Origin of the sequence: Streptacidiphilus anmyonensis (assembly GCF_000787855.1) — a bacterium.
Lineage (GTDB): Bacteria > Actinomycetota > Actinomycetes > Streptomycetales > Streptomycetaceae > Streptacidiphilus > Streptacidiphilus anmyonensis.
Genome location: NZ_BBPQ01000004.1, coordinates 77,757 through 102,208, shown reverse-complemented (window position 1 = coordinate 102,208; position 24,452 = coordinate 77,757). Strand labels below are relative to the sequence as shown.

Annotated in this window: 23 protein-coding genes and 1 pseudogene; 15 read left to right on the top strand and 9 right to left on the bottom strand. The window is 71.3% G+C overall.

The annotated features are described in order from the left end of the window. The 3 genes from TR50_RS06705 to TR50_RS06695 all read right to left on the bottom strand — a co-directional run. Window positions 1-1,292: MFS transporter (locus tag TR50_RS06705; RefSeq protein ID WP_063775017.1), on the bottom strand; the 1,292-nt coding region annotated here is incomplete at its 3' end. 415 nt (window positions 1,293-1,707) lie between these two features. Continuing rightward, window positions 1,708-2,790: an inositol-3-phosphate synthase gene (locus TR50_RS06700; RefSeq protein WP_042415872.1), complete on the bottom strand. Its 1,083-nt coding sequence runs from the start codon at window positions 2,788-2,790 to the stop codon at window positions 1,708-1,710. Window positions 2,791-2,922: 132 nt separating this feature from the next. After that, complete coding sequence (locus tag TR50_RS06695) at window positions 2,923-3,528, bottom strand: PadR family transcriptional regulator (protein ID WP_042415869.1); 606 nt, start codon at window positions 3,526-3,528, stop codon at window positions 2,923-2,925. Between the two features lie 497 nt (window positions 3,529-4,025). Here TR50_RS06695 and TR50_RS06690 point away from each other — a divergent pair, with 497 nt between their 5' ends. Further along, a complete protein-coding gene (locus tag TR50_RS06690) occupies window positions 4,026-6,680 on the top strand; it encodes a transglycosylase domain-containing protein (RefSeq protein WP_042415866.1) in 2,655 nt (884 codons plus the stop codon). Window positions 6,681-6,818: 138 nt separating this feature from the next. Further along, a complete protein-coding gene (locus tag TR50_RS06685) occupies window positions 6,819-8,456 on the top strand; it encodes a glycosyltransferase family 87 protein (protein ID WP_052440799.1) in 1,638 nt (545 codons plus the stop codon). Window positions 8,457-8,574: 118 nt separating this feature from the next. Here TR50_RS06685 and TR50_RS06680 read toward each other — a convergent pair whose 3' ends face one another. From TR50_RS06680 to TR50_RS06670, 3 genes are all read right to left on the bottom strand, one after another. Further along, window positions 8,575-9,609, bottom strand: coding sequence for an alanine racemase (locus TR50_RS06680; protein WP_042415862.1), 1,035 nt, complete (start codon window positions 9,607-9,609; stop codon window positions 8,575-8,577). Between the two features lie 77 nt (window positions 9,610-9,686). After that, window positions 9,687-10,805 (bottom strand): lipid II:glycine glycyltransferase FemX, encoded by a 1,119-nt coding sequence (locus TR50_RS06675; protein WP_042415859.1) that lies wholly within the window; start codon window positions 10,803-10,805, stop codon window positions 9,687-9,689. 164 nt (window positions 10,806-10,969) lie between these two features. Then, window positions 10,970-11,299: a hypothetical protein gene (locus tag TR50_RS06670; RefSeq protein ID WP_042415855.1), complete on the bottom strand. Its 330-nt coding sequence runs from the start codon at window positions 11,297-11,299 to the stop codon at window positions 10,970-10,972. 266 nt (window positions 11,300-11,565) lie between these two features. Between TR50_RS06670 and rpsF the strand changes: the two genes are divergently transcribed. The 4 genes from rpsF (at window position 11,566) to rplI (ending at window position 13,354) form a co-directional block, all read left to right on the top strand. Then, the gene (gene rpsF / locus TR50_RS06665; RefSeq protein WP_042366696.1) at window positions 11,566-11,856 is read left to right on the top strand and encodes a 30S ribosomal protein S6; all 291 of its coding nucleotides are present in this window, start codon (window positions 11,566-11,568) and stop codon (window positions 11,854-11,856) included. A gap of 130 nt (window positions 11,857-11,986) precedes the next feature. After that, window positions 11,987-12,568 (top strand): single-stranded DNA-binding protein, encoded by a 582-nt coding sequence (locus tag TR50_RS06660; RefSeq protein ID WP_042415841.1) that lies wholly within the window; start codon window positions 11,987-11,989, stop codon window positions 12,566-12,568. A gap of 83 nt (window positions 12,569-12,651) precedes the next feature. Then, entirely contained in the window at window positions 12,652-12,888 is a 237-nt protein-coding gene (gene rpsR / locus TR50_RS06655) for a 30S ribosomal protein S18 (RefSeq protein WP_030254746.1), read from the top strand. Window positions 12,889-12,907: 19 nt separating this feature from the next. After that, window positions 12,908-13,354, top strand: a complete 447-nt coding sequence (gene rplI / locus TR50_RS06650; RefSeq protein WP_042415839.1) for a 50S ribosomal protein L9 — start codon at window positions 12,908-12,910, stop codon at window positions 13,352-13,354. Between the two features lie 85 nt (window positions 13,355-13,439). Here rplI and TR50_RS06645 read toward each other — a convergent pair whose 3' ends face one another. After that, window positions 13,440-14,774: an MATE family efflux transporter gene (locus TR50_RS06645; protein WP_042415836.1), complete on the bottom strand. Its 1,335-nt coding sequence runs from the start codon at window positions 14,772-14,774 to the stop codon at window positions 13,440-13,442. Window positions 14,775-15,136: 362 nt separating this feature from the next. Here TR50_RS06645 and dnaB point away from each other — a divergent pair, with 362 nt between their 5' ends. From dnaB to TR50_RS06630, 3 genes are read left to right on the top strand one after another with little or no spacing between them, the layout of a single operon-like run. After that, window positions 15,137-16,693, top strand: a complete 1,557-nt coding sequence (gene dnaB / locus TR50_RS06640; RefSeq protein WP_042415833.1) for a replicative DNA helicase — start codon at window positions 15,137-15,139, stop codon at window positions 16,691-16,693. 23 nt (window positions 16,694-16,716) lie between these two features. Next, window positions 16,717-17,310 (top strand): HD domain-containing protein, encoded by a 594-nt coding sequence (locus TR50_RS06635; RefSeq protein WP_042415829.1) that lies wholly within the window; start codon window positions 16,717-16,719, stop codon window positions 17,308-17,310. A gap of 51 nt (window positions 17,311-17,361) precedes the next feature. After that, on the top strand, window positions 17,362-17,772 hold the full coding sequence (locus tag TR50_RS06630; RefSeq protein ID WP_042415827.1) for a VOC family protein: 411 nt from the start codon (window positions 17,362-17,364) through the stop codon (window positions 17,770-17,772). 61 nt (window positions 17,773-17,833) lie between these two features. Here TR50_RS06630 and TR50_RS06625 read toward each other — a convergent pair whose 3' ends face one another. Next, the gene (locus TR50_RS06625) at window positions 17,834-18,604 is read right to left on the bottom strand and encodes a helix-turn-helix domain-containing protein (RefSeq protein WP_084699820.1); all 771 of its coding nucleotides are present in this window, start codon (window positions 18,602-18,604) and stop codon (window positions 17,834-17,836) included. 184 nt (window positions 18,605-18,788) lie between these two features. Then, window positions 18,789-19,331, bottom strand: coding sequence for an SsgA family sporulation/cell division regulator (locus tag TR50_RS06620; RefSeq protein WP_052440798.1), 543 nt, complete (start codon window positions 19,329-19,331; stop codon window positions 18,789-18,791). Window positions 19,332-19,847: 516 nt separating this feature from the next. Here TR50_RS06620 and TR50_RS06615 point away from each other — a divergent pair. The 6 genes and pseudogenes from TR50_RS06615 to TR50_RS46550 all read left to right on the top strand — a co-directional run. After that, a complete protein-coding gene (locus tag TR50_RS06615; RefSeq protein WP_042415825.1) occupies window positions 19,848-20,249 on the top strand; it encodes a GatB/YqeY domain-containing protein in 402 nt (133 codons plus the stop codon). A gap of 55 nt (window positions 20,250-20,304) precedes the next feature. Beyond that, window positions 20,305-21,732: a serine hydrolase domain-containing protein gene (locus TR50_RS06610; RefSeq protein WP_174514814.1), complete on the top strand. Its 1,428-nt coding sequence runs from the start codon at window positions 20,305-20,307 to the stop codon at window positions 21,730-21,732. A 391-nt stretch (window positions 21,733-22,123) separates the two neighbouring features. Continuing rightward, window positions 22,124-22,909 carry an MBL fold metallo-hydrolase gene (locus TR50_RS06605; protein WP_042415824.1) on the top strand — a complete coding sequence of 262 codons (786 nt, stop codon included), beginning with the start codon at window positions 22,124-22,126 and terminating at the stop codon, window positions 22,907-22,909. A 134-nt stretch (window positions 22,910-23,043) separates the two neighbouring features. After that, window positions 23,044-23,490, top strand: a complete 447-nt coding sequence (locus tag TR50_RS06600) for a MerR family transcriptional regulator (protein ID WP_042415822.1) — start codon at window positions 23,044-23,046, stop codon at window positions 23,488-23,490. After that, window positions 23,474-23,845, top strand: coding sequence for a thioredoxin family protein (locus tag TR50_RS06595; RefSeq protein ID WP_042415821.1), 372 nt, complete (start codon window positions 23,474-23,476; stop codon window positions 23,843-23,845). Before TR50_RS06600 ends, TR50_RS06595 begins: the two co-directional genes overlap by 17 nt. A gap of 109 nt (window positions 23,846-23,954) precedes the next feature. Beyond that, window positions 23,955-24,452 (top strand): annotated as a pseudogene (locus TR50_RS46550) (hypothetical protein); the annotation flags it as partial.

The following is a 24,452-nucleotide window of genomic DNA, read 5'->3' as shown; positions in this document are numbered from 1 at the left end:
CCGCCCCGCCGGGGGGGGGTCCCGCCGTAGACGAGGGCGGTGGCGGCGTACAGGGCCGCTGCCGTCAGCACGACCGGCACGGAGCGGCCGCTGAGCGGCAGCACCAGGGCGCACACGCCGGCGGCGGCGACCAGGGCGCTGTTGAAGAGGACGTCGTAGAGCGCGAAGACGCGCCCCCGGTAGGCGTCCTCGACGCCGCTCTGGACGAGGGTGTCGGTGCTGATCTTGGCGCCCTGGGTGAGCAGGCCGAGCCCGTAGGCGGCGATCATGGTCGGCCAGGGCGTGAAGAAGAGGCCGAGGCCGGCGGTGACGGCCGCGCCGAGCGCGGAGCAGATCGTCAGCCAGCCAGGGACGGTGAACCGGCGTACCGCGGCGGGGGTGAGCGCGGCGGCGCTGAAGTAGCCCGCGGCCGAGGCGGCGAGGGCGGTGCCGAGCCAGCGCAGCCCCGCCGACTGGTCGCTGGGGGCGGCGAAGGTGTTGCGGCAGAGCATCAGCAGCACGACCAGCAGCAGCCCGTAGCAGAACCGCAGCACCGTGACCGCGCCGAGCGCGCGGGCGGCGGGGCGGCAGTCGTGGACCAGGTGCCGGAAGCCGTCGAGCAGGCCGCGGGCGGTCTCGGCGACGGCGCTGCGGATGGTCGCCTCGGCAGCGGCCTCGCGCTGCTTGCGGTCCGGGCCGAGGGAGTCCTTGCCGAGCGTGGTGGCGACCAGCGCGGAGGCCGCGTACCCGAGTCCGGCCAGCGCCACGAGCAGCGCGTTGCTGGCCGCCCCGGCGGGCAGCGCGAGCCGGACCACGAACGCGGCTCCGCCGCCGACCGTGGCGGCCAGCGTCCCGGCGGTGGGCGCAAGGGAGTTGGCGGCGATGAGCAGTTCGTCGGTGACCACGTGCGGCAGCGCGGCGGAGAGGCCGGCCAGCACGAACCGGTTGATGCCGGTGACCATCAGCGCGGCGGTGAAGAAGACCCAGGTGGGCGCGTGGACGGCGACGAGGGCGGCGGTGGCGAGGCAGAGCAGCAGGCGCAGCATGTTGCCCTTCACCAGCACCTGCCGCCTGCGCCAGCGGTCCAGGAACACTCCGGCGAAGGGGCCGATCAGGCAGAACGGCAGCAGCAGGACCGCGAAGGCGGAGGCGATGGCGGCCGGGCTCGGCTGGCGCTCGGGTGAGAAGACGACGTACGCGGCGAGCGCGGCCTGGAACGCGCCGTCGGCCAGCTGCGACAGCAGCCGGGTGGCCAGGAGCCGCCGGAAGCCGCTCAGTCGCAGCAGCGCACGCGGGAAGGGGGTCGTCGCCACCGGCCAAGCGTGGCACGTGGGGCGCGCGCGTGCACGCAGACTCCGGCAAGATCCACAAGTGTCACACGTGAAGCACTCGGCGATCTTGGGATCTGACCCTGCCCGCGTCGCCCCTCCAAGGACAGGGCTGCGCCCTACGTGGCCAGGCCGTGCCGTGACGCGGCCCGGCCGCGAGCCGGCCCGGCGACGCCGTCTGGCCTCGCTCCGCCGCTCCGCCGGGCCGCCGCTCCGCCGGGCCGCCGGGCCGACAGGGTGCTGCAGGGCGCTGCGTGCTGCCGCGTCGGTCTGCCCTTCCGGGAGGCCTGCTCCGCGAGGCGGTCCCGGGCGAGCCGGGGTGGGAACGCCGAAGGCCCCCGCCTGCCGGGAGGCAGCCAGGGGCCCTTCGGGTGTCGGAGCCGGTCCGCGCGTCAGCGCGTCAGCGCTCGACCTCGCCGCGGATGAACTTCTCGACGTTCTCCTTGGCCTCGTCGTCGAAGTACTGGACCGGCGGGGACTTCATGAAGTACGAGGACGCCGACAGGATCGGGCCGCCGATGCCGCGGTCCTTGGCGATCTTCGCCGCGCGCACCGCGTCGATGATGACGCCGGCCGAGTTCGGGGAGTCCCAGACCTCGAGCTTGTACTCCAGGTTCAGCGGAACGTCACCGAAGGCGCGGCCCTCGAGGCGGACGTAGGCCCACTTGCGGTCGTCGAGCCACGCGACGTAGTCGGACGGGCCGATGTGGACGTTCTTGGCGCCCAGCTCGCGGTCGCGGATCTGGGAGGTGACGGCCTGCGTCTTGGAGATCTTCTTGGACTCCAGGCGCTCGCGCTCGAGCATGTTCTTGAAGTCCATGTTGCCGCCGACGTTCAGCTGCATGGTGCGCTCGAGGACGACACCGCGGTCCTCGAACAGCTTCGCCATCACGCGGTGCGTGATGGTCGCGCCGACCTGGGACTTGATGTCGTCACCGACGATCGGCACACCGGCCTCGGTGAACTTGTCCGCCCACTCCTTGGTGCCGGCGATGAAGACCGGGAGGGCGTTGACGAAGGCGACCTTGGCGTCGATGGCGCACTGCGCGTAGAACTTCGCAGCGGCCTCGGAGCCGACGGGCAGGTAGCAGACCAGGACGTCGACCTGGCGGTCCTTGAGGATCTGGACCACGTCGACCGGCTCCTCGGCGGACTCCTGGATGGTCTCCAGGTAGTACTTGCCGAGGCCGTCGAGGGTGTGGCCACGCTGGACCTGGACACCGGTGGACGGCACGTCGCAGATCTTGATGGTGTTGTTCTCGGAGGCGCCGATCGCGTCCGCCAGGTCGAGGCCGACCTTCTTGGCGTCCACGTCGAACGCTGCCACGAACTCCACGTCACGGACGTGGTAGTCACCGAACTGCACGTGCATGAGGCCCGGCACGCGGCTGTTCGGGTCGGCGTCCTTGTAGTACTCGACACCCTGCACCAGGGAAGCGGCGCAGTTGCCGACTCCCACGATGGCTACGCGAACCGAACTCATTCCGGTTGCTCCTTGTTGCTCGTGAGACGCGCGATGCGGCGCGAGTCTCTGCCTTCGTCAATGCGGTTACGTCATAGGTCATGCGGTAGGTCGCTGCCGATCACCGGCGCTCCCCCGGCCGCCCGCATGCTGCTACTGCTGCTCGCCGCCCGGTGGGGCGGTGGCGTGCCCGCGGCCGCCGCGGTTCGCGCGCTCGGTCTCGATCAGCTCGTTGAGCCAGCGGACCTCGCGCTCGACCGACTCAAGGCCGTGGCGCTGCAGTTCGAGGGTGTAGGCGTCCAAGCGCTCGCGGGTGCGGGCGAGTGAGGCCCGCATCCTTTCCAGGCGCTCCTCCAGCCGGTTCCGGCGACCTTCCAGCACGCGCATGCGCACGGCTTTGTCGGTCTGGCCGAAGAAGGCGAAGTGCACGCCGAAGTGCTCGTCCTCCCAGGCATCGGGACCGGAGTCGGCCAGCAGCTCCTCGAAGCGCTGCTTGCCCTCGCCGGTCAGCCGGTAGACGATCTTCGATCGCTTGCCGTTCAGGGCGGTTGCGGGGATGTACTCGGCGTCGGGGTTGTCCTCGACCAGGTAGCCCTGAGCGACGAGGCTCTTCAGGCAGGGGTAGAGCGTGCCGTAGGAGAAGGCACGGAACGAGCCGAGCAGCACGTTGAGCCGCTTACGCAGCTCGTAGCCGTGCATGGGCGAGTCGTGCAGCAGGCCGAGGACGGCGAACTCCAGGATGCCCGAGCGCCTGCTCATGATCCGGCTTCGCCTCCTTCGCCTCGTGTGCGCATCGACCCGGTCCCGCTGTCGTCATCACGAGTATGCCACCGCGATGTATCGAACCGATACATCGAGACGATATGACGCCGCTGCCGCGGGGGCAAGAGGGGGTCGGTGCGGCGCGTGGTGGCAGGCCTCACAGTTGTCGGCTCCGTATAAGGAGAGCCCGTCACGCAGCGCGGAAGTGACGGTTCTGTGGTCCCCGAACGGGAGTTTGGCTGACCTTTCATAAGGATCTGTTGTCGATATGTCCTAAATGAGAATTGACGCCCGGTTAAGCCCCTTCCCAGGCTGCGTACTCTGTCGCCTATGCAGAAAGCCGTCAGGAACAACGGGAACCGCGGATGCCCCAGTCGCGTCCCCGTCCCTGGCGGACTCTGGCCTCTTCGGCCCGCGTCGCCATGGGGGATCAGGATCACCGCCTTCAGGCAGCCGCAGCGCAGCCTTCAGTCCGAGGAACAGCTGGAAGCAGCATGAGCGAACACCGGCGTAGAACGCCGCAGTCGCAGCAGCCGCAGAACGGCGGCCGCCGCCCCGCGGGGCCGAGCTCGTCGGGTCACGGCCCGAGCGGCGCCGCCCGCCCGAGCGACGGCATGCCGCCGCGCCGCACCGCCCGCCCGCAGCCGGGCGGCGTCCCCGCCTCCCACGGCATGGGGCCGGCCGGCGGCGGTGCGGGACAGCCGCGGATGACGCGCGCCGAGATGCGCCGTGCCGGGCAGAGCAAGGGCGGTGGGGGCCGTCGCGGCGGAGCCGGCGGCGGGGGCAATCAGCCCCCGGCCGGGCCGAAGCCGAGGCGTTTCATCGACTACCCCCGCTGGGGCAAGAGCGGCGTCCGCCGCTGGCTGCCCTCGTGGAAGCTGGTCACCAGCTGCTTCCTCTTCGTCGTCGGCGCCCTGACGGCGCTGGTCGGCTACGCCTACGCGCACGTGGGCATCCCGAACGCGAACGCGGACAGCCTGAAGCAGGGCAACATCTTCTACTGGGACGACGGCAAGACCGTCATGGCCCGGACCGGTTTCAACCGGCAGAACGTCCAGCTCGCCGACGTCCCGCAGCCCGTCCAGCACGACTTCATGGCGGCCGAGGACGAGACGTTCGAGACCAACAGCGGCGTCGACCCGATGTCCATCCTCCGGGCCGTCAAGAACATGGCGACCGGCGGCAGCGTCCAGTCGGGTTCGACCATCACCCAGCAGTTCGTCAAGAACGTCTACCTGAACAGCGCCCAGACCGCCACGCGCAAACTCAGCGAGATCCTGATCTCGGTGAAGATCGCCAACGGTGGGATGACGAAGGACCAGGTCCTTACCGGCTACCTCAACACCAACTACTACGGCCGCGGCGCCTACGGCATCGAGGCGGCGGCCGAGGCGTACTACGGCGTGCACGCCTCGCAGCTGACGCTCAGTGAGGGCGCCTTCATCGCCGCCACGGTGAACGAGCCCAGCACCATGCAGAACGTGGACACCGACGCGGCTGCCAGGCAGCGGGCGACCGGCCGCTGGCAGTACGTGCTGAACCGCATGGTCGTCAACAAGTGGATGACGCAGGCAGAGCACGACGCCGACTTCGCCGCCGGCTTCCCGAAGCCGAAGACGTGGGTCCCGAACCAGGAGCTGAAGGGCCAGGTGGGTTACCTGGTCGACCTGGCGCAGAACTACGCGGAGACGCACTCGGGCGGCAACCTGACCGACGCCAAGCTGGCGCAGGGCGGCTACAGCATCACCACGACCTTCAACCAGAAGAAGGTCAACGAGCTCAGCGCCGCTGTCGCCAAGATGGAGTCGAAGAACATCGACCCCAAGAAGCACGCGGCCGACAAGGACGTCCAGGTCGGTGCCGCCTCGGTGGACCCGTCCACGGGGGCCATCGTCGCCATCTACGGCGGCGTTGGAGCCGACAAGGGCCACTACACCGACAACGCGAACACCCTCGGTGTCCCGGTCGGGTCGACCTTCAAGCCGATCGACCTGGCGTCCGCGCTGACCAACGGGGCGATCACCAACCCTGGTTCGACGACCCGGACCCCGATCACGCCGGACAGCAAGTACAACGCGGACGACTGTCTCAAGATCCATGACCAGCAGGGCAACTTCCTGCAGGACAACTCCGGCAACTCCGCCTGTCCGGAGCCGGACGGCCTGCTGCACCAGGCCAACGACAGCACCACGATGTACGGCTACCGGACGCTGCGCTACGCGATGGAGAACTCCATCAACACGCCGTACGTGCAGCTCGGTGAGGACGTCGGCTACGACAACGTGGAGAACATGGCGCTGAGCCTGGGCCTGGAGCGGTCGTCGCTTCAGAAGGACACGGCGGGCTTCTACATCGGCACCTCGACACCGAGCGCGATCCGTATGGCCAACGTCTACGCGACCTTCGCCGCCCAGGGCAACTACCACGACCCGTACTCCGTCGCCAAGGTCACCTTCGACGGCACGGCGGAGCCCTGGTCGCTCAAGCCCCAGGCGAAGCCCGTGCTGTCGCAGAACATCGCCAACACCGTGACCAACGTGCTCCAGAGCGTCGTCCAGAGCGGCACCGGTACCAACGCCCAGAACCTGCAGCGTCCGGCGGCCGGTAAGACCGGTACCACCGACGACTACAAGTCGGCCTGGTTCATCGGTTTCACGCCGCAGCTGTCCACCTCCGTGGTCATGTTCAAGGAGGACCCCAACAAGTCGGGTCTCCAGTCCATGTCCGGCGTCGGCGGATTCCAGAAGGTCTTCGGCGCCGTGATGCCGACGCAGGTCTGGGTCGACTACATGACGGCCGCGCTCCAGGGCCAGCCCGTGCAGAACTTCCCGATCCCGACACCGCTGCCCAAGGGCGGCAACGAGGCGGGCGCGCCGACCGCGTCGCCGAGCGCCTCGGCCAGCGCCTCCGCGTCGTCGAGCCCCAGCTCCAGCCCGTCGGCGTCGACCTCGCCGTCGCCGAGTCCGAGCCAGTCCGACAACGGCGGCACGACCACCGGCTGCGACCAGATCCTCATCCCGTGTCCGACGTCGTCGAGCACCAAGTCCCACGGCGGCGGGCCAGGTGGTGGTCCCGGTGGGGGCCCGGGCGGGGGTCCGGGTGGCGCCGGGGGAACGACTCCGACCGCCACCGGGGCCAACGGCCAGTAGCCGGCCCCGCGCAGCCCAGTGAAGTGAGCGCCACGCGGCCCCGACCCGGATGGGTGGGGGCCGCGTGGCGTCATCGGTGCCGCAGCGCATCGCGTTGTCCACAACCCCTGGAAAGGATCGTGCGGCAGGATGAGCGGTATGACGTCGAGTGACCAGCAGGCCGGCGACGCCGACCGGGGAGACGAGCCGGCGCCGCGCCTGTGGGCGGATCCGGAGGAGGACGACGCGGACGACCAGGACGGCGCCCACGGCGCCGGCGACGCGTCCGCGCCGCGCCCGGCGCTGCCCGTGCCGCCCCCCGAGGACACCGTCGTCGTGCCGGCGGACGAGGATCCCGTCTCCGCGGCCGCCAGCGAGCTGATCGGGGGCGCCCCCGGCCGGCACGCGCTGCTCGGGGTCAGCTGGTGGACGGCGGCCCGCGTGCTCGCCGTGATCACCGTGGTGGTCTGGGCGCTCGGCATGGTGCAGAAGGTGCCCTGCTACGACAGCGGCTGGTTCTACGGCGCCTCGGCACAGTACGACCACGCCTGCTACAGCGACATCCCGCACCTGTTCACGCTGCGCGGCTTCAACCTGCCGGGCAACATCCCCTACGTCGACAAGATCCCCGGCTCCACCGACCCGACCATGCAGTACCTGGAGTACCCGGTGCTCACCGGGCTCTTCGTGTGGGGTGCGGCGCAGCTGACGCCGACCGGCGGCGGGGACGTCTACCGGGAGCAGATCTTCTACCTGGTCAACGCCGGGATGCTGCTGATCTGCGCGGTCGTGGCCGTGGTCGCGGTGTCGCGCACGCACCGCCGTCGCCCGTGGGACGCGCTGCTGTTCGCCCTGGCGCCGGTGCTGGCGCTGGACGGGACGATCAACTGGGACATGCTGGCGGTCGCGCTCGCCGCGGTCGGCATGGCCCTGTGGGCGCGGCGGTACCCCGTGTGGGCGGGTGTGCTGATCGGTCTGGCGACGGCGGCGAAGCTCTACCCGGTCTTCCTGCTGGGCCCGCTGCTGGTGCTCTGCCTGCGGGCGGGCCGGATGCGCGAGTTCGGCCAGGCCCTGGCCGGGGCGGCGGTGGCCTGGCTGCTGGTCGACATCCCGTTCATGATCGCCAACTTCTCGGGATGGGCGACCTTCTACACCTTCAGCGAGTCGCGCGGGGTGGACTTCGGCTCGTTCTGGCTGATCCTCACCCAGAACGGCTGGCTGAACGCGTCGACCAACACGATCAACACGATCATCGCGGTCCTGCTGGTCGTGTGCTTCCTCGGCATCGGCTGGCTGGCGCTCGCGGCGCGCCGCAGGCCGCGCTTCGCGCAGCTGGCCTTCCTGGTGGTCGCCGCCTTCACGCTGACCAACAAGGTCTACTCGCCGCAGTACGTGCTGTGGCTGCTGCCGCTGGCCGTGCTGGCGCGCCCGCGTTGGCGTGACTTCCTGATCTGGCAGGCGTGCGAGGTGCTGTACTTCCTCGGGGTCTGGTACTACCTCGCCTACAGCGCCTCTCCCAACCAGCGGGGTCTGCCGCCGGACTGGTACCACGCCTCGATCGCGCTCCACATCCTGGGGACGCTCTACCTGGTCGTGGTGATCGTCCGCGACGCCCTCTCCCCGGCCGGCGATCCGGTCCGCGCGGACGGCAGCGACGACCCCTCCGGCGGCGTCCTGGACGGCGCGGCGGACGTCTTCACGCTCACCGGGGTCAAGGTGCAGGCGGCTCCGACCGACACCACCCGCCCCAGCGGCGCGACGAGCTACGCGGTCGGCAGCGCCCACCTCGACCGCTGAGGCTGAGGCGGGACGTCGGCGGGTGGAACCGGCTGAGGGGCGACGCGTCACGCGTCGCCCCTCAGCCGTTCTGTCGTCCGTCGCGGTCGTTCAGTGCCGTTCCTTCAGTACCGGTCCTTCAGTGCCGGTCGACGATCCGGTCGAACAGCGTCGTGGTGTGCCGCAGCGTGGCGCGCAGTTCCTCGCCGACGGTGGGCGGGGCGACCTCGCCCGGGACCCAGAGCAGGGAGACCTGCATGTGCGGGGGCTCGGCGAAGCCGAGCTTGGTGCCGCTCCAGCTGAAGGGGCTGGTGTTGCGGCCGAGGGTGGCGAGGCCCGCGCGGGCGAGGTTCTTGGCGCGGGGGGTGAGCCCGGACATGTTCTTGGGGGCCTCCAGGCCCACGCCGTGGGCCGTGCCGCCGGCCACGACCAGCAGGTGGCCGTCGCCGGAGACGCGGTGCTGGCGGTAGCCGAAGCGGTCGCCCTTGGCCATGCGGTGCACGTCCATGACGGTGCCGCGGCACTCGATCGCCTCGTGGTCGCCGAGCCACAGCTGGGTGCCGATGCGGGCGCGGAAGCGCACGTCGGGGTACCAACCCTGGAGCTGCTCCATCTCCGAGGCGGAGAGGTGGCTGACGAACAGGGTGCGCACCGGCAGGCCGGCGGTGCGCAGCTGGTCGACCCAGCGGGCGGTCTCGCCGAGGGGGTCCACGCCGTCGGGGCGGTCCATCGGCAGGTGGACGGCGAAGCCCTCCAGCCGGACGTCGTCGACGGCCATGCGCAGCTTGGGCAGGTCCTCGGGGGTGACCCCGTGCCGCCGCATGCTGGTCATGCACTCCACGATCACCCGGCCGCCCACCAGGGCGCGGACCCCGTCGACGGAGCCGACGGTACGGATCACCCGGTGCGGCAGCGGGACCGGGTCCTCGCCGATGCGGTAGGGGGTGAGCACGATCAGGTCGCGGCCGAAGAAGTCCTTGAGCTCGGCGGCCTCGTACGCGGTGCCGACGGCCAGCATGTCGGCGCCGAGGCGGGTGGCCTCCTCAGCCAGCCGGGTGTTGCGGAAGCCGTAGCCGTTGCCCTTGGCGACCGGCACCAGGCCGGGGAAGGCCCCCAGCACCTTGCGCTGGTGGTCACGCCAACGGGGGGTGTCCACATACATACTGAGCGCCATGGGAGGCCTTCCGCGTTCCGGTGTCGGTCGTTGAAGCGTACGCGGACGGGCCGCCCCACACGTACGCGGACGTCGCGTCAGCGACGCTGCATGTACATGTCCAGGGCCTTGTGCAGCAGCTTGTTGAGCGGGAAGTCCCATTCGCCCAGGTACTCAGCCGCCTGGCCGCCGGTGCCCACCTTGAACCGGATCAGACCGAAGAGGTGGTCGGTCTCGTCCAGGGTGTCGCTGATGCCGCGCAGGTCGTAGACGGTCGCGCCGAGCGCGTAGGCGTCGCGCATCATCCGCCACTGGATCGCGTTGTTCGGCTGCACCTCGCGCTTGTGCACGGTGGAGGCGCCGTAGGAGTACCAGACGTGCTGGCCCACGGTGATCATGGTGGTGCCCGCCAGCGGGTCGCCCTCGTGGTACGCCAGGTACAGGCGCATCCGGTTGGGGTCCTCGGCGGTCAGTGCGCGCCACTGACGCTGGAAGTACGACAGCGGGCGCGGGATGAACTTGTCGCGCTCCGCGGTCTCCAGGTAGAGCTGGTGGAAGACCGGCAGGTCGTCGTAGCCGCCCTGGACGATCTCGACGCCCGACTTCTCGGCCTTCTTGATGTTGCGGCGCCACAGCTGGTTGAAGCCCTTGAGGATGTCGTCAAGGGAGCGGTTGGCCAGCGGCACCTGGAAGACGTAGCGCGGCTGCACGTCGCCGAAGCCGGCGCCGCCGTCCTCGCCCTGCTGCCAGCCCATCCGGCGCAGCCGGTCCGCGGTGTCGATCGCGCGCGGCTCGTACCAGTCCGCCTCGATGTCGCGCAGGCGCTTGGCCTGCCCGCCCGCGATGGCGTTCTTGATGGTCTCCGCCTGCCAGCGCCGGATGATCACCGGCGGGCCCATCTTCACCGTGAAGGCGCCCTGGCCCTTCAGGTGGTCCAGCATCGGGCGCAGCCAGCCGTCGAGGTTCGGGTCGAACCAGTCGATCACCGGGCCCTCGGGGAGGTAGGCCAGGTAGCGCTTGACCTTGGGCAGCTGCCGGTAGAGCACCAGGCCGGCTCCCACGATCTGGTCGCGCTCGTCGAACCAGCCGATCGACTCGTTGCGCCACTCCGCCTTGACGTCCGCCCAGGAGGGCACCTGCATGTGGCTCGCGGACGGCAGGCTCCGGATGAAGGCCAGGTGCTCCTCGCGGCTGATGGTCCTCAGGCGCAGGCTCATGTGGGGGTGCTCCTCGGGCGTGGATCGCGTCAAGTGCGCAGCCTACTGCCCTGGCGGAGCACCCCATAGAGGTGACGTGCCGCACGGACCTGCGCGCGCGGCCGCTCGGTTCGGAGGGTGGGATCAGAGGTCGGACCAGCCGGCCGGACGGGTCGGTTCCCTGGTCAGATCAGCCCGCCGTGGGCGAGGCCGATGCCGAGGCCGACCGCGGCCATGCCGCCGGTCACCACGATGACGAAGCGTTCGGCTGTCGTCGCGGACCTGTACTGCGCGAACGCCGCCGTGATCACCCCGGCCAGGCCTGTCCAGGAGGCCAGGATGTGCAGGCTGTGGAAGGCGCAGGTGGCGATCGAGATGATGCCGAGGACCGCGGTGACGGCGGTGAGCGTGTTCTCCAGGGGGTGTGGCTTGCCGTCGGTGTTGAACAGGGCTGCCACCGGATTGCGGCGGGGGGCCTGGCCGGCGGCACGGACCGGCGGGGCTGACTGAGCCATGGGACCGCCTCCTTAGGGAGGTCAGACGATGACGCACAGTAGTGCGCCTCGTACCCGATGTGTACAGATTGCGGCGGTACGAGGGTGGATTTCAAGCCCCCGATCGGGTGCCTGTAGGCTGGACCGTCTGCACCGGTGTGGTTCCGTCCGGCATTGTCGTTCCCGACGTTGTCAGTGGCGGCCGCTACCGTTGCCGACGTGTATTGAAGACCCTCCTGCCACGGAAAGACCGTGGCCGCCTGAGTCCAAAGGAGGTGGGTTCCGCAATGCGTCACTACGAGGTCATGGTGATCCTCGACCCTTCCGTCGAGGAGCGCGCTGTCGCCCCGCTGATCGAGAACTTCGCCAACGTCGTCAAGACTGGCGGCGGTTCGGTCGAGAAGATCGACACCTGGGGTCGTCGCCGTCTGGCGTACGAGATCAAGAAGCAGTCCGAGGGCATCTACTCCGTGCTCGACATCAAGGCTGAGCCTGCTGTCGTCAAGGAGCTGGACCGTCAGCTCAACCTGAGCGAGCAGGTGCTGCGCACCAAGGTCCTGCGCCCGGACACCCACTGAGCAATGCCGCTCCCGCTCGGCCGTATGCCGGGTGGAGCATCCGAGCAACCCGCGGCTGACCGTGCTCCGGCACGTCGGCAGCACCCCGCAATCGAGCTAATCCCGCACGTCTTCTCCCGAGAGGTCGAACATGGCAGGCGAGACCGTCATCACCCTTGTCGGCAACCTTGTCGACGACCCTGAGCTGCGGTTCACCCCGTCGGGTGCGGCCGTCGCGAAGTTCCGCATCGCGTCGACCCCCCGCACCTTCGACCGCCAGACCAACGAGTGGAAGGACGGCGAGAGCCTCTTCCTCACGTGCAACGTCTGGCGGCAGCCCGCGGAGAACGTGGCCGAGTCGCTGCAGCGCGGCATGCGCGTCATCGTGCAGGGCCGCCTGCGTCAGCGCTCCTACGAGACCAAGGAAGGCGAGAAGCGGACCGTCTTCGAGGTCGAGGTCGACGAGGTCGGTCCGAGCCTGCGCTCGGCGACCGCCAAGGTCACCCGGGCCCAGCGCTCCGGTGGTCCCGGCGGCGGCTTCGGCGGCGGCCAGCAGGGCGGCGGCGGTTACGGCGGCGGCCAGCAGGGCGGTGGCTGGGGCGGTGGTTCCCAGTCCGGCCCGTCCGACGACCCGTGGGCGTCCAGCGCCCCGGCCGGCGGTGGCGGTCAGCAGGGTGGCGGCGGCTGGGGAGCCCCGGCCGGCGGCGGTTTCTCGGACGAGCCCCCGTTCTAGACGGCGGCTCGGCGACCGCGCTCAGCGGTCTGACCGCACTTGGCGGTCAACCCAAGACTTGATCACGAACACTGGAGTACACGATGGCGAAGCCGCCCGTGCGCAAGCCTAAGAAGAAGGTTTGCGTCTTCTGCAAGGACAAGATCACCTACGTCGACTACAAGGACACGAACCTGCTTCGCAAGTTCATCTCCGACCGTGGGAAGATCCGCGCTCGCCGGGTCACCGGCAACTGCACCCAGCACCAGCGCGACGTGGCCACGGCTGTGAAGAACAGCCGCGAGGTCGCTCTGCTGCCCTACACCTCGACCGCTCGCTGAATAGGAGGGTGACCGAATCATGAAGATCATCCTCACGAACGAGGTCTCCGGCCTCGGCACCGCCGGCGACATCGTCGAGGTCAAGGACGGCTACGCCCGCAACTACCTGGTCCCGCGTGGCTTCGCCATCCGCTGGACCAAGGGCGGCCAGAAGGACGTGGACGCGATCCGTCGCGCCCGCAAGATCCACGAGATCCAGACCCTGGAGCAGGCCAACGAGGTCAAGGCCAAGCTTGAGGCGCTCGCCGTCAAGCTGGCCGTCCGCGCGGGCGACGCCGGTCGCCTGTTCGGCTCGGTGACCCCGGGCGACGTCGTCGAGGCCATCAAGGCCGTCGACGGCCCGCTGGTCGACAAGCGCCGCGTCGAGATCGGCTCCCCGATCAAGACCACCGGTGCCCACCAGGTCACCGTCAAGCTGCACCCCGAGGTTGCCGCGCTCATCAGCGTCAACGTCGTCGCCGCCTGACGATCGCTCAACTGAGCTGAGAAGGGGCGCGGGATCTCCGATCCCGCGCCCCTTCGCCATGCACGGCACCTGAACCGGACGGTCCCTACGCCCGGACGGCTCCGGTCACCAGCCAGGCGCCGGTGCGGGCGCGCAGCGCCATCGAGACACCGCGGACCACCATGGCGAAGCCGATCGCGACCCAGAGCCCGGTCAGGTTCTGCCCGCCGAACCACAGCGCCACCGGTGCGTACAGCAGCAGCGTCGCCAGCATCGCCCAGGCCAGGTAGGGGCCGTCGCCCGCGCCCATGAGGACGCCGTCCAGGACGAAGACCACCCCGCACACCGGCTGCATCACCCCGGCGACCACCAGCACCGGCAGGATCTGCCGCTGCACCTCGGGATCGCTGGTGAACAGCGGCAGGTACAGCGCGTGCGCCGGGATCAGCAGAGCACCGAGGACCACGCCCGCGCCGACGCCCCACTCGACCATCCGCCGCGTCGCGGCCCGCGCTCCCGCCGCGTCGCCCGCGCCCAGCGCCCTGCCGATCAGCGCCTGCCCGGCGATGGCGATGGCGTCGAGCGCGAACGCCAGAAAGCTCCACAGCGACATCGCGACCTGGTGCGCGGCGATGGAGGTGTTGCCCAGGCGGGCGGCGACGGCGGTCGCGATGAGCAGGATCGCCCGCAGGCTCAGCGTGCGGACCAGCAGCGGGACCCCGGCGGTCGCGCCGGCCCGGATGCCGGGCAGGTCCGGACGCAGGACACTCCACCAGCTCCCCTCGCCGGAGTGGTTGACGCGGATGCCGCGGACCACGACGGTGAGGTAGGCGGCGGCCATGCCCCACTGCGCGATCACGGTGCCGAGCGCGGAGCCGGAGATGCCGAGGCCGGCGCCGTAGACGAGGGTCAGGTTGAGCAGCAGGTTCGAGGAGAATCCGGCGACGGCGACGACGAGGGGGGTGCGGGTGTCCTGCAGGCCGCGCAGCACGCCGGTGGCGGCGAGCACGATGAGCATCGCGGGAATGCCGGCGCAGCTGATCCGCAGGTAGTCGACCGCGTAGGGTGCGGCGGTGGACGAGGCTCCGAACAGCCGGACCACGGCGGGCGCGACGGGGACGGCGACGGTCACGACCGCGACGGAGATCAGCAGCGCCAGCCAGATGCCGTCGACGCCCTGCTTGAGCGCGGCCTGCCGGTCGCCGGAGCCGATGCGCCGGGCGACGGCTGCGGTGGTGGCGTAGGCGAGGAAGACGAAGACGTTGACGAGCGTCGCCAGCAGTGCGGCGGAGACGCCGAGTCCGGCGAGCTGAGCCGTGCCGAGATGGCCCACGATGGCGGAGTCCGCCATCAGGAAGAGCGGCTCGGCGATGAGTGCGCCGAAGGCGGGGAGGGCGAGCGCGAGGATCTCGCGGTCGAGGGGGCGCTGGCGCAGTCTCATGGTCCTACGGTAGTCATCCACAGGTAAGCGGTGCAACTGCTCTTTGGTCATTACGAACTGCTGCGGGTCGGAGTCGCTCGCGTACCGTTTGTCATGATCTTCAGCCGGGTTGTGAACTTTTTCTCCGGATGTCGGAGAGGCTGGCATTCTCGCAGGTCAGAGCGTTCATTTCGGCGGCGGCGTGAGCTTGTCCACAGGTTGTCCCCCGCGTCGTGCACAGCCTGAGGGCAGTTCTCCACAGGTAGCGAGCCGTCATCCACACCCCCTGTGGATAACCATCTTGGCCATTGTCCGAGCGGTGCCGTTGAATGGACCGCTACGGCACGGTAGGGCGGCACGGCACGGCAGGGAAGGCGGCACCGATGAGCGGGGCACCGTACGACGACGGCGGGTTCGAGGACGTCCCCCCGCCGCCGGAGGACGAGTGGCCCGCCCCGGGCGGCCACGCCGGGGACGGCCCCGGCGACCGCCTGCCCTTCTCGCGCCGCCGCGAGGGCGGCGACCGCGGCGAGAGGCGCGGCGGCGGGGAGCGCGGTAACGGTTCTGCGGACGGCTCGGGTGGCTCCGGCGGGTCCGGCTCCGGTTCCGACGCCGGCTTCGAGCGCGTCCCGCCGCAGGACCTCGCGGCCGAGCAGTCCGTCCTCGGCGGCATGCTGCTGTCGAAGGACGCGATCGCCGACGTCGTCGAGGTCCTCAAGCCGGGCGACTACTACCGGCCCGCCCACGAGCTGATCCACGGCGCCATCCTCGACCTCTACGCCCGCGGCGAGCCGGCCGACCCGATCACCGTCGCCAGCGAGCTCGTCAAGCGCGGCGAGATCACCCGCATCGGCGGCCCCTCCTACCTGCACACCCTCGTCAACTCGGTCCCCACCGCGGCCAACGCCGAGTACTACGCGGAGATCGTCCACGAGCGCGCCGTCCTGCGCCGCCTCGTCGAGGCGGGCACCCGCATCGCCGGCCTCGGCTACGCCGCCGAGGGCGACGTCGACGAGATCGTCAACCGCGCCCAGGCGGAGATCTACGCCGTCACCGAGCAGCGCACCAACGAGGACTACGCCCCGCTCGCCGACATCATGGAGGGCGCCCTCGACGAGATCGAGTCGATCGGCTCCCGCAGCGGCCAGATGTCCGGCGTCCCCACCGGCTTCGCCGACCTCGACTCGCTGACCAACGGCCTCCACCCGGGCCAGATGATCGTCGTCGCGGCACGTCCGGCCATGGGTAAGTCCACTTTGGCGCTTGATTTTGCCCGTTCCTGTTCGATCAAGCACAAGATTCCGAGCGTTTTCTTCTCGCTGGAAATGGGACGCAACGAGATCGCGATGCGTCTCCTCTCGGCGGAGGCGCGGGTCGCGCTGCACCACATGCGCACCGGCGCGATGACGGACGAGGACTGGACCCGTCTCGCGCGCCGCATGCAGGACCTGAATGACTCGCCGCTCTACATCGACGACTCCCCGAACCTGTCGATGATGGAGATCCGCGCGAAGTGCCGCCGCCTCAAGCAGCGCAACGACCTGCGGCTGGTCGTCATCGACTACCTCCAGCTGATGCAGAACGGCGGCTCGCGTCGGGCCGAGAGTCGCCAGCAGGAGGTCTCGGAGATGTCCCGAAACCTCAAGCTGCTGGCCAAGGAGCTGGAACTGCCGGTCATCGCGCTGTCGCAGCTGAACCGTGGCCCCGAACAGCGCACCGACAAGCGGCCGATGGTCTCGGACCTGCGTGAGTCGGGCTCGATCGAACAGGACGCCGACATGGTCATCCTGCTGCACCGCGAGGACGCCTACGAGAAGGAGTCCCCACGCGCCGGCGAGGCCGACCTGATCGTCGCCAAGCACCGTAACGGCCCGACGGCGACGATCACGGTGGCCTTCCAGGGCCACTACTCGCGTTTCGTGGACATGGCACAGAGCTGAGCCGCCGCTCCTACACTGACCCGATGGTCACCCGGGACGTACTCTCGGCCGCCACCGCCCTCGGCGGTGAACCGCCGTTGCGGCCGCTGCCGTTGGAGGTGGCCGAGCTGCTGGAGCGCTTGGGCGCGCCGCTGCGGCTGGTCGCGCATCTGCGGCTGGTGCACGATGTCGCCGCGCAACTCGTCGAGTGGGTCGAGCGGTGCTGCCCCGGGCTCGTCCTCGACGGTGAGGCCGTGCTGTTCGGGGCCGCCACCCACGATGTCGGCAAGACGCTGCACCCCGAGGAGTTGACGGGGCCCGGCTCGCTTCATGAGGAGCGGGGGCGGGAGTTGCTGCGTGCGCACGGCGTGCCGGACCCGCTGGCGCGCTTCGCGGGGACGCACGCCGCGTGGGGGTCCGCGGAGGTGGGGACCGAGGATCTGCTGGTGAGCCTGGCCGACAAGGTGTGGAAGGGCAAGCGCGTCCCCGACCTGGAGGATCGTGTGGTGGCGCGGCTCTGCGCGGCGAGCGGGCGGGAGACCTGGGAGGAGTTCCTGCGGTTGGACGAGTTCCTCGGGCAGGTCGGGGACGGCGCCGAGGCGCGGCTGGCGTACCAGGCGGCTTACCCCGCCGGGTGATGTCCGTTTCCTTCAAGACCTGCGGCGAACCGCCGACCTAGGCTCGCGGGCATGGAGAACACGAAGACAACATCTGCGCCGCGGTTCGCTTTCGTCGGGCTGGTCGTCTCGGACATGGCCGCGTCGGTGGCGTTCTACCGGCGGTTGGGGTTGGGGTTCCCCGAAGGGGCGGAGGAGCAGCCGCACGTCGAGGCGGCTCTGCCCGGAGGGCTGTCGCTGGTGCTGGACACCGAGGGGACGGTGCGGTCGTTCCATCCGGAGTGGCGCGCGCCCGCGGCGGGCGGACGGGTGGGGATCGCGTTCCGGTGCCAAGAGCCCGCGCAGGTGGACGCCCTCTATGAGGAACTGGTCGGTGCCGGGTACCACGGGGAGTTGAAGCCGTGGGACGCGTTCTGGGGTCAGCGGTACGCGACGGTGCACGATCCGGACGGGAACGGAGTGGACCTGCTGGCGCCGCTGTAGCCGGTGTGCCGGGGGCAGGCGCGGGTGCGGGTGGGGGCTGTCGACGTCAGCGGTGGCGCGGTCAGCGGCGGCCGAGCAGGGCGGTGAGCGAGGAGCCGGTGAACTCCCGGACGTCGCGGGCGAAGTGGGCCTGGTCGGCGTAGCCGGTGCGGGCCGCCGTGTCCGCGAGGGGGACGCCGGTGCGGGCCAGGGCGAGGGCGCGTTGGAGGCGCAGGATACGGGCGAGGGTCTTGGGCCCGTAGCCGAAGGCGTCGAGGGAGCGTCGGTGGAGCCGTCGGGCGCCGAGGCCGACGGCGTCGGCGGTCGCCGCGACGGAGCGGCCCGCCGTCAGGGAGGCGACGACGGAGTGCAGCAGCGGGTCCGGATCCGGAGCACGGGCGGCGAGCCGGAGGGCGAGGTCCTCCAGGGCGGCGGCAGGGTCCAGGGCGGCGTCGACGTGTTCGGTGAGCAGGCGTACCTCGCAGGCCGGGAGCAGCGTCAGGTCGGCGAGGTCGACGCGGAGGTCCCGCAGCGCATGGGCGGGGACGCCCAGCAGGGCGGGCGCGGTGCCGGGGTGGAAGCGGACGCCGGCCCACGGGCCGGGCAGGTCCGGTCCGGGCCGGTAGGCGTGGGTGTCGGGGCCGGCCACGAGGAGGCGTCCCTCGGTCCACAGCAGGTCCATGCACCCGTCGGGCAGGACCGACGCGGTCGCGTCCGTCTCCGGGCGCGGCACGCGGACCGCGCCGCGGGTCCACAGCACCGCGTCGGGGAACCGCGACGGTCGTTCGGCGTACGCCGGGGACCCGGGATGGTGGGGCCGCTCGGGGTACTCGCGGCGCTCGGTGCTGGGCACACCTTGAGGCTACGTCGGCGGCAGCATCGCCGACTCCTCGTGGACGCTGAAGGACGCTGAAGGACGCTGAAGGACGCTGAAAGATGCACCGGATGCACGCGGCGCACCGGACGCACGAGAGGTGCGGGGCGGCGCGGGGCGCAGCAGGCAGGGGAGGCGCTTTGCCGGCCCACCGATCCGCGGGTCAAGGTTCGTGGCGCAGGCGGGAGATGAGGGCGTCGATGTCGAGGTGCTGGTGCTCGGCGCCGAGGGGTACGACGGCGGCGGACAGCTCCAGGAAGTGCCGGAGCTGGGCGGTGACGCCGCGCAGGAGGGCCGCGTCCCGCCCGCTGCCGAGGGTGATCAGCACGGATTCCTGGCCGTCGGGCCCCGGCCCGGGGGCGGGCTGGATGTGGACGTCGCCGACGCCGCTGGGCCGGTCGAGCCCGTGGTGCAGGGTTTCGCGGGAGAGTACCCAGGTCACTGTGGCGGCCGGGCCGGTGCGGCAGTGCAGGCGGACGGCGTAGGGGTCGGCCTGGGTGTAGGTCAGCCGCGCGGGGAAGGGGATCTCGCTGTCGGGTCCGGCGACGAGGTGGAGCCGGATCTCGGCGCCGCAGGCGACGCGGGCAGCAGGGGACGCAGACGCCGCAGGCGCGGCAGGCGCGGTGGGGGCGCAGGGGTCGTCCTGCGAGCTGCCCGGGGCGCTTCCCGCGGCGGTGTGGTCCGGTCCGGCTCCCGGCTGGGCCACGGCGCGGGACCTGGTCCGCGAGGCCCGGTCGGCGGGCGGCTGGGGGGCGGAAGCCTGAGGAGACGTCACTGCTCTTGCCCTTCGGGATCTCTGCGGTGCTTGCCGGAAAGGGTGGTGCCGTCGCGCGGGGCCGGAAGCGGCGCGGTCCGTAGGCCCTTGGTCAGGCGGCGCCACTCCAGATCCGGCTCGCCGGGGACGGTGCGGCCCTCGCGGTGCCAGGCCTTGGCCAGGTGCGCGTAGATGGGCTCGTCCTGCTGCTGTCTGAGGCCCTGCCGTGGTTGCGTCGGCGCCGGCGGGTGCTGCTGGCGCCGAGGGGACTGCGGAAACGTTTCTTCCGTTGGCGGAGAGGGGCTCAACGAGTCTGCCGTCATGCCTGGACCAACGACGTGGACGCGCTGGGGCAACTGTCGCTGCGTGTTCTCACCCTCGGGAGGAGCGAATTCGCGTCCTGCCACCGGAGAAACGCGGGCGAAAACAGGTCGAAACCACCGGGCGCGAGCGCCTATCGTCCTCGCCATGACGACCGAGCCGATCACCGGACCCACGACACCGCCCGTCCCCGCCCCGCTGCGTCACCGCTTGCGCGACGCCCTCGCTGTCGCGATCAAGGGCCGTGACCGTCTCTGCGCCTCCGTGCTGCGCGCGACGCTCGGCGCGATCGAGAACGCCGAGGCGGTTCCGGCGGACGCGGTCTCCGGCGGAGCCGGGCTCCGTGCGTCGGCCATCGAGCAGAGCCCCGTCGGCGTTGGTGCGGCCGAGGTCGCGCGGCGTGTGCTGACGGAGGACGACGTCCGTGCGATCGTGCGGGCGGAGCTCGCCGAGCGGGAGGCCGCCGCCGAGACCTACCGCAGGGTCGGCCGTCCCGATCAGGCCGAGCGGCTCCAGGCGGAGATCGACGTCCTGGCCGCGTTCGTGTAGTCGACACCCCCGAAATCGCCTCGCCCTGCCCGAGCCGGGCGATTAGCGTCGAGCCATGGCGAACCCTCGATCCGGCGTATCCGGCCGCACCACCGTCGGCGACGACGACTTCACCGAACTGCTGCCGGACACGCGCCGCGCGCTCGCCCACCGTCTGGCGGTCGCGCAGCGCGACGGGCGGCTGCCCGCCGTGGTGGCGGCCGTGCTGCGCGACGGTGAGCAGCGGTGGTGGGGCTCGCGCAGCATGGTGGACGGGCACGCGCCCGATCCGGACACGCAGTTCCGGATCGGCTCGATCACCAAGACCTTCGTGGCCGTGCAGGTGATGCGGCTACGCGACGAGGGGCTGCTGAACCTCTCGGACCGGCTCGGGCAGCATCTTCCCGTCGTCGGCCCGGCCGTGGGCGAGGTGACCGTCCGCCAACTGCTCTCGCACACCTCCGGGCTCACCAACGAGCCGCCCGGCCCGTGGTGGGAGCGGACCGACGGGGCGCTGCGGCCCGAGCTCGCCGACCTGGTGCAGCACCCGCCGCTGCGGCACGAGCCGGGACGCCTCTTCCACTACTCCAATGTCGGATTCGCGCTGCTGGGCGCACTGGTCGAGCAGCTGCGCGGGGACGACTGGTACACCGTGCTGCACCGCGAGGTGCTCCGGCCGCTCGGGATGCGCCGGACCAGCGCGCTGCCGGACGCTCCGCACGCGGGCGGCTGGGCGGTGCACCCGTGGGCGGACGTGATCCTGTCCGAGCCGCTCCAGCGGACAGGGCGGATGGCGCCGGCCGGAGAGCTCTGGTCCACCGTCGGGGACCTGACCCGCTGGGCGGCGTTCCTGGCGGCCGGGGACGACCGGGTGCTGGCCGCCGGATCGGTGGCGGAGATGCGCGAGTGCCAGGCGGACGGCGAGGAGCGGTACGGGCTCGGCCTGGCGCTGCGTCAGGCGGGCGGCCTCTCCCTGGCCGGGCACACCGGTTCACTCCCCGGGTTCCTGGCGATGCTGTGGATCGCCCCCGAGGAGCGGCTCGGCGTCGTCGTGCTGGCCAACGCCACGGCCAGTCCCGGGCCGGCCTTCGGCGAGCTCAGTACGGACCTGCTGCGGATCGTCGCCGAGCGCGAGCCGCGGATCCCGGAGCCGTGGCGGCCGCTGGCCTCCTGCGATCCGCAGGTGCTGGCGCTGACCGGGCCCTGGTACTGGGGACCGACCGGCTACGGGCTGCGTCTGGTGGGGGCGGACGAGCTGGAACTGGCCCCGCTGACCGGCAGCGGCAACCGCGAGGCCCGGCTCCACCGCGCGGACGACGGGGAGACCTGGATCGCCGAGGGCGGCTACTGGCACGGCGAGCCGCTGCGCGTCGTGCGCGACGCGAACGGCGCGGTCAGCCATCTGGATCTGGGCACCTTTGTGCTCACCCGGGAGCCCTACCCGTTGGACGGCCCGGTCCCCGGAGGAGTGGACCCGACGGGCTGGCGCGCCGAGAAGTGGTGAAATACCTGGCGAAGAGCCGCAATTTGCCATCATTTGGATAGAGCGGGCGACGAACGGCGGACGACGACGGATCACGCGGATCGTACGGATCGCTGCGACGCGGAAGCGGAAGAGGCGAGCGATGGCGAGAAGGCGCGGCCGGGCCGCCGGCACTCCGGCGAAGTCCGAGCCCACGGTGCCGCCCGGCCAGGGCGAGGAGCCGGGGACGGCCGCCCGGCGCGAGGCGTCCGGGAGCGCTGCGGAGGGTGGCGCTTGGGAGGGTGGCGCTGCGGAGGGCAGCGCTTCGGAGCGGAGCGGGCCGCAGGGGGAACGGGCACCCGGCCCGGCCGGTGGCCCAGGCGACGGTCCCGGGTCCGGTCCAGGCGGCGGGCCGGAGCGCGCCCTGCTCGAAGTGGACGTCTTCACCGGGCCCGAGTCCGCCTTCTTCGCCACCTCCGCCCTGGTCTTCGGCCCGCGGCACGCGCTGCTGGTCGACACGCAGCTGACCCGCAGCGCCGGGCGCGAACTGGCGGAGTGGGTGGCCGGCAAGGCCCGCACGCTCGCCGCGATCGTGATCACGCACCCGCACCCGGACCACTACTTCGGCACGGAGGAGGTGCTGCGGCTCTTCCCCGGGACTCCCGTCTACGCGGACGTCCCGGTGATCGAGGAGATCACCCGTACCGGGCTGGCCAAGGTCGTCCAGTGGCAGCCGGTCTTCGGGGACGACGTCACCTCCGGCCCGATCGTCCCCGGGCCGCTGCCCACCGACACCATGCTGATCGACGGCTCACCGGTGCACATGCTCGCGGTCGGCCAGGGCGACTGCGCGACGTCCACCGTCGTGCACGTCCCGGACGCGCGCACGGTGATCAGCGGGGACGTCACCTTCAACGGCACCCACCTGTGGACGGCGGACACCACGCGCGCGCAGCGCGCGGACTGGCTGGCCAGCCTGGAGACCCTGCGCGGCCTGGACCCCACCCGCGTCGTGGCGGGCCACCGCGCGCCGGGCCAGGACGACGACGCCGCCCGCGTCCTCGCCTTCACCGGCGACTACCTGCGCGAGTTCGACGCGCACCTGGCCGAGCACCCGGGCGACGCGGACGCGGTGGTGGCCGCAGTCAACGAGACCTACGGCGAGCTGACCCTCCCCGGCATGCTGCACATCGGCGTCCAGGCCAACATCTCCCGCTGACCCCGACCCCGACCCCGACTCTGACCCGCTACCTGCGCGTGCCCGCGCGTCCGCGCGCACCACTCCGCGCACCATCCCCCCGTGCGTCCCGCTGGGCTGGCGTTGACGTCAGGGTCAAGGTCTACGGTCGAGCCATGCGCATCGGTGAGCTGGCCCGACAGGCGGGCACGACGACGCGGACGCTCCGCTACTACGAGGCGCGCGGGCTGCTGCCCGCCCGCCGGGCCGAGAACGGCTACCGCCGTTACGACGAGGAGGATCTGCGGCTGCTGCACCAGATCCGGCTGCTGCAGGACTTCGGCTTCGAGCTGGAGGAGACCCGTCCGTTCGTCGACTGCCTGCGCGCGGGCCATTCGAGCGGCGACGCCTGCCCGGCCTCGTTGGACGTCTACCGGCGCAAGCTCGCCGAGCTGGACGCGGTGATCGGGCGGCTGGGGCAGGTGCGCGAGCAGATGAGTGCGCAGCTGGCGCGCGCGGAGCTCGAGGCGTCAGCGGCGACGCCGCCCGCGCCCCGGTGCGAACTGACGCAGGCGGCCCCGAAGGGGCACACGAGGGGAGCAGATGATGGCGCGGACGAGTGAGCACGTCGCGGCGGTGACGGACGCGGACTTCGACGTGACGGTGCTGGCGAGCGAGTTGCCGGTGCTGGTGGAGTTCACCGCGGACTGGTGTCCGCCGTGCCGGATGATGGCCCCGGTCCTGGCCGAGCTGGCCGACGAACGCGCCGGGGAACTGCGCGTGTTCGCGCTGGACGTCGACACCAACCCGCTGACGCAGGGCCGTTACGGGGTGCTGTCCATGCCGACGCTGATGCTCTTCTGCGGCGGCGAACCGGTGTGGACGGCGGTGGGCGCGCGGGCGAAGCGACGACTGGGCCAGGAGGTCACCGAGGCACTGGAGCGCTGTGGAGTTTCGGGTGGGGGCGCGCCAGCGTAGCGCGTCGTCGGCCCGTGCGCCCCGGACTTCACGCTATTGGCAGGACAACCCGTCACGCCGTGCCACGCTCCCAGGCAGGTACGGACCCGACGGGAGATGAAGCTCCAAGGTGTCGATCGGAAGCGCTCTCAATCGAAACAGCCGCTCCCGCACGCGCGGAGCGGACCGACGGAACGGGAAGGCGGGAGCGTCCGCCGAGGTCGTCGAGGAGCCGGAGGAGCTCGACGCGTCGGTGCCGACGGAACCCGAGGAGCCTCCCGAACCACCTGAACGGCCGGGTCCCCCGGCCCAGTTCGAGCAACAGCACTCCGCCACGTCCGCGCCGCACGCGCCGTCCGGCCCGTCCGCGCCGCACGCGCCGTCCGGCCCGCACGCGCCGCTGGAGCCGCTCGCGTCGTACGCGCCGCCCGCGCAGGGCGAGGCGGCTGCGGCCCAGGAGGTCGCCCTGCGACCGTCCGGGTTCACGCCGATGATCGCCAACGCGCCCGCGTTGAACTGGGTGGGTCCGGACGACGCGTGGACCCGGGCCTGGGCGGTGCCGGCGGTTCCCGTCGAGCTCCCGGCGCCGCTGCCCGTCCAGTCCGCTCCACCGCCGACGCCCCAGGGC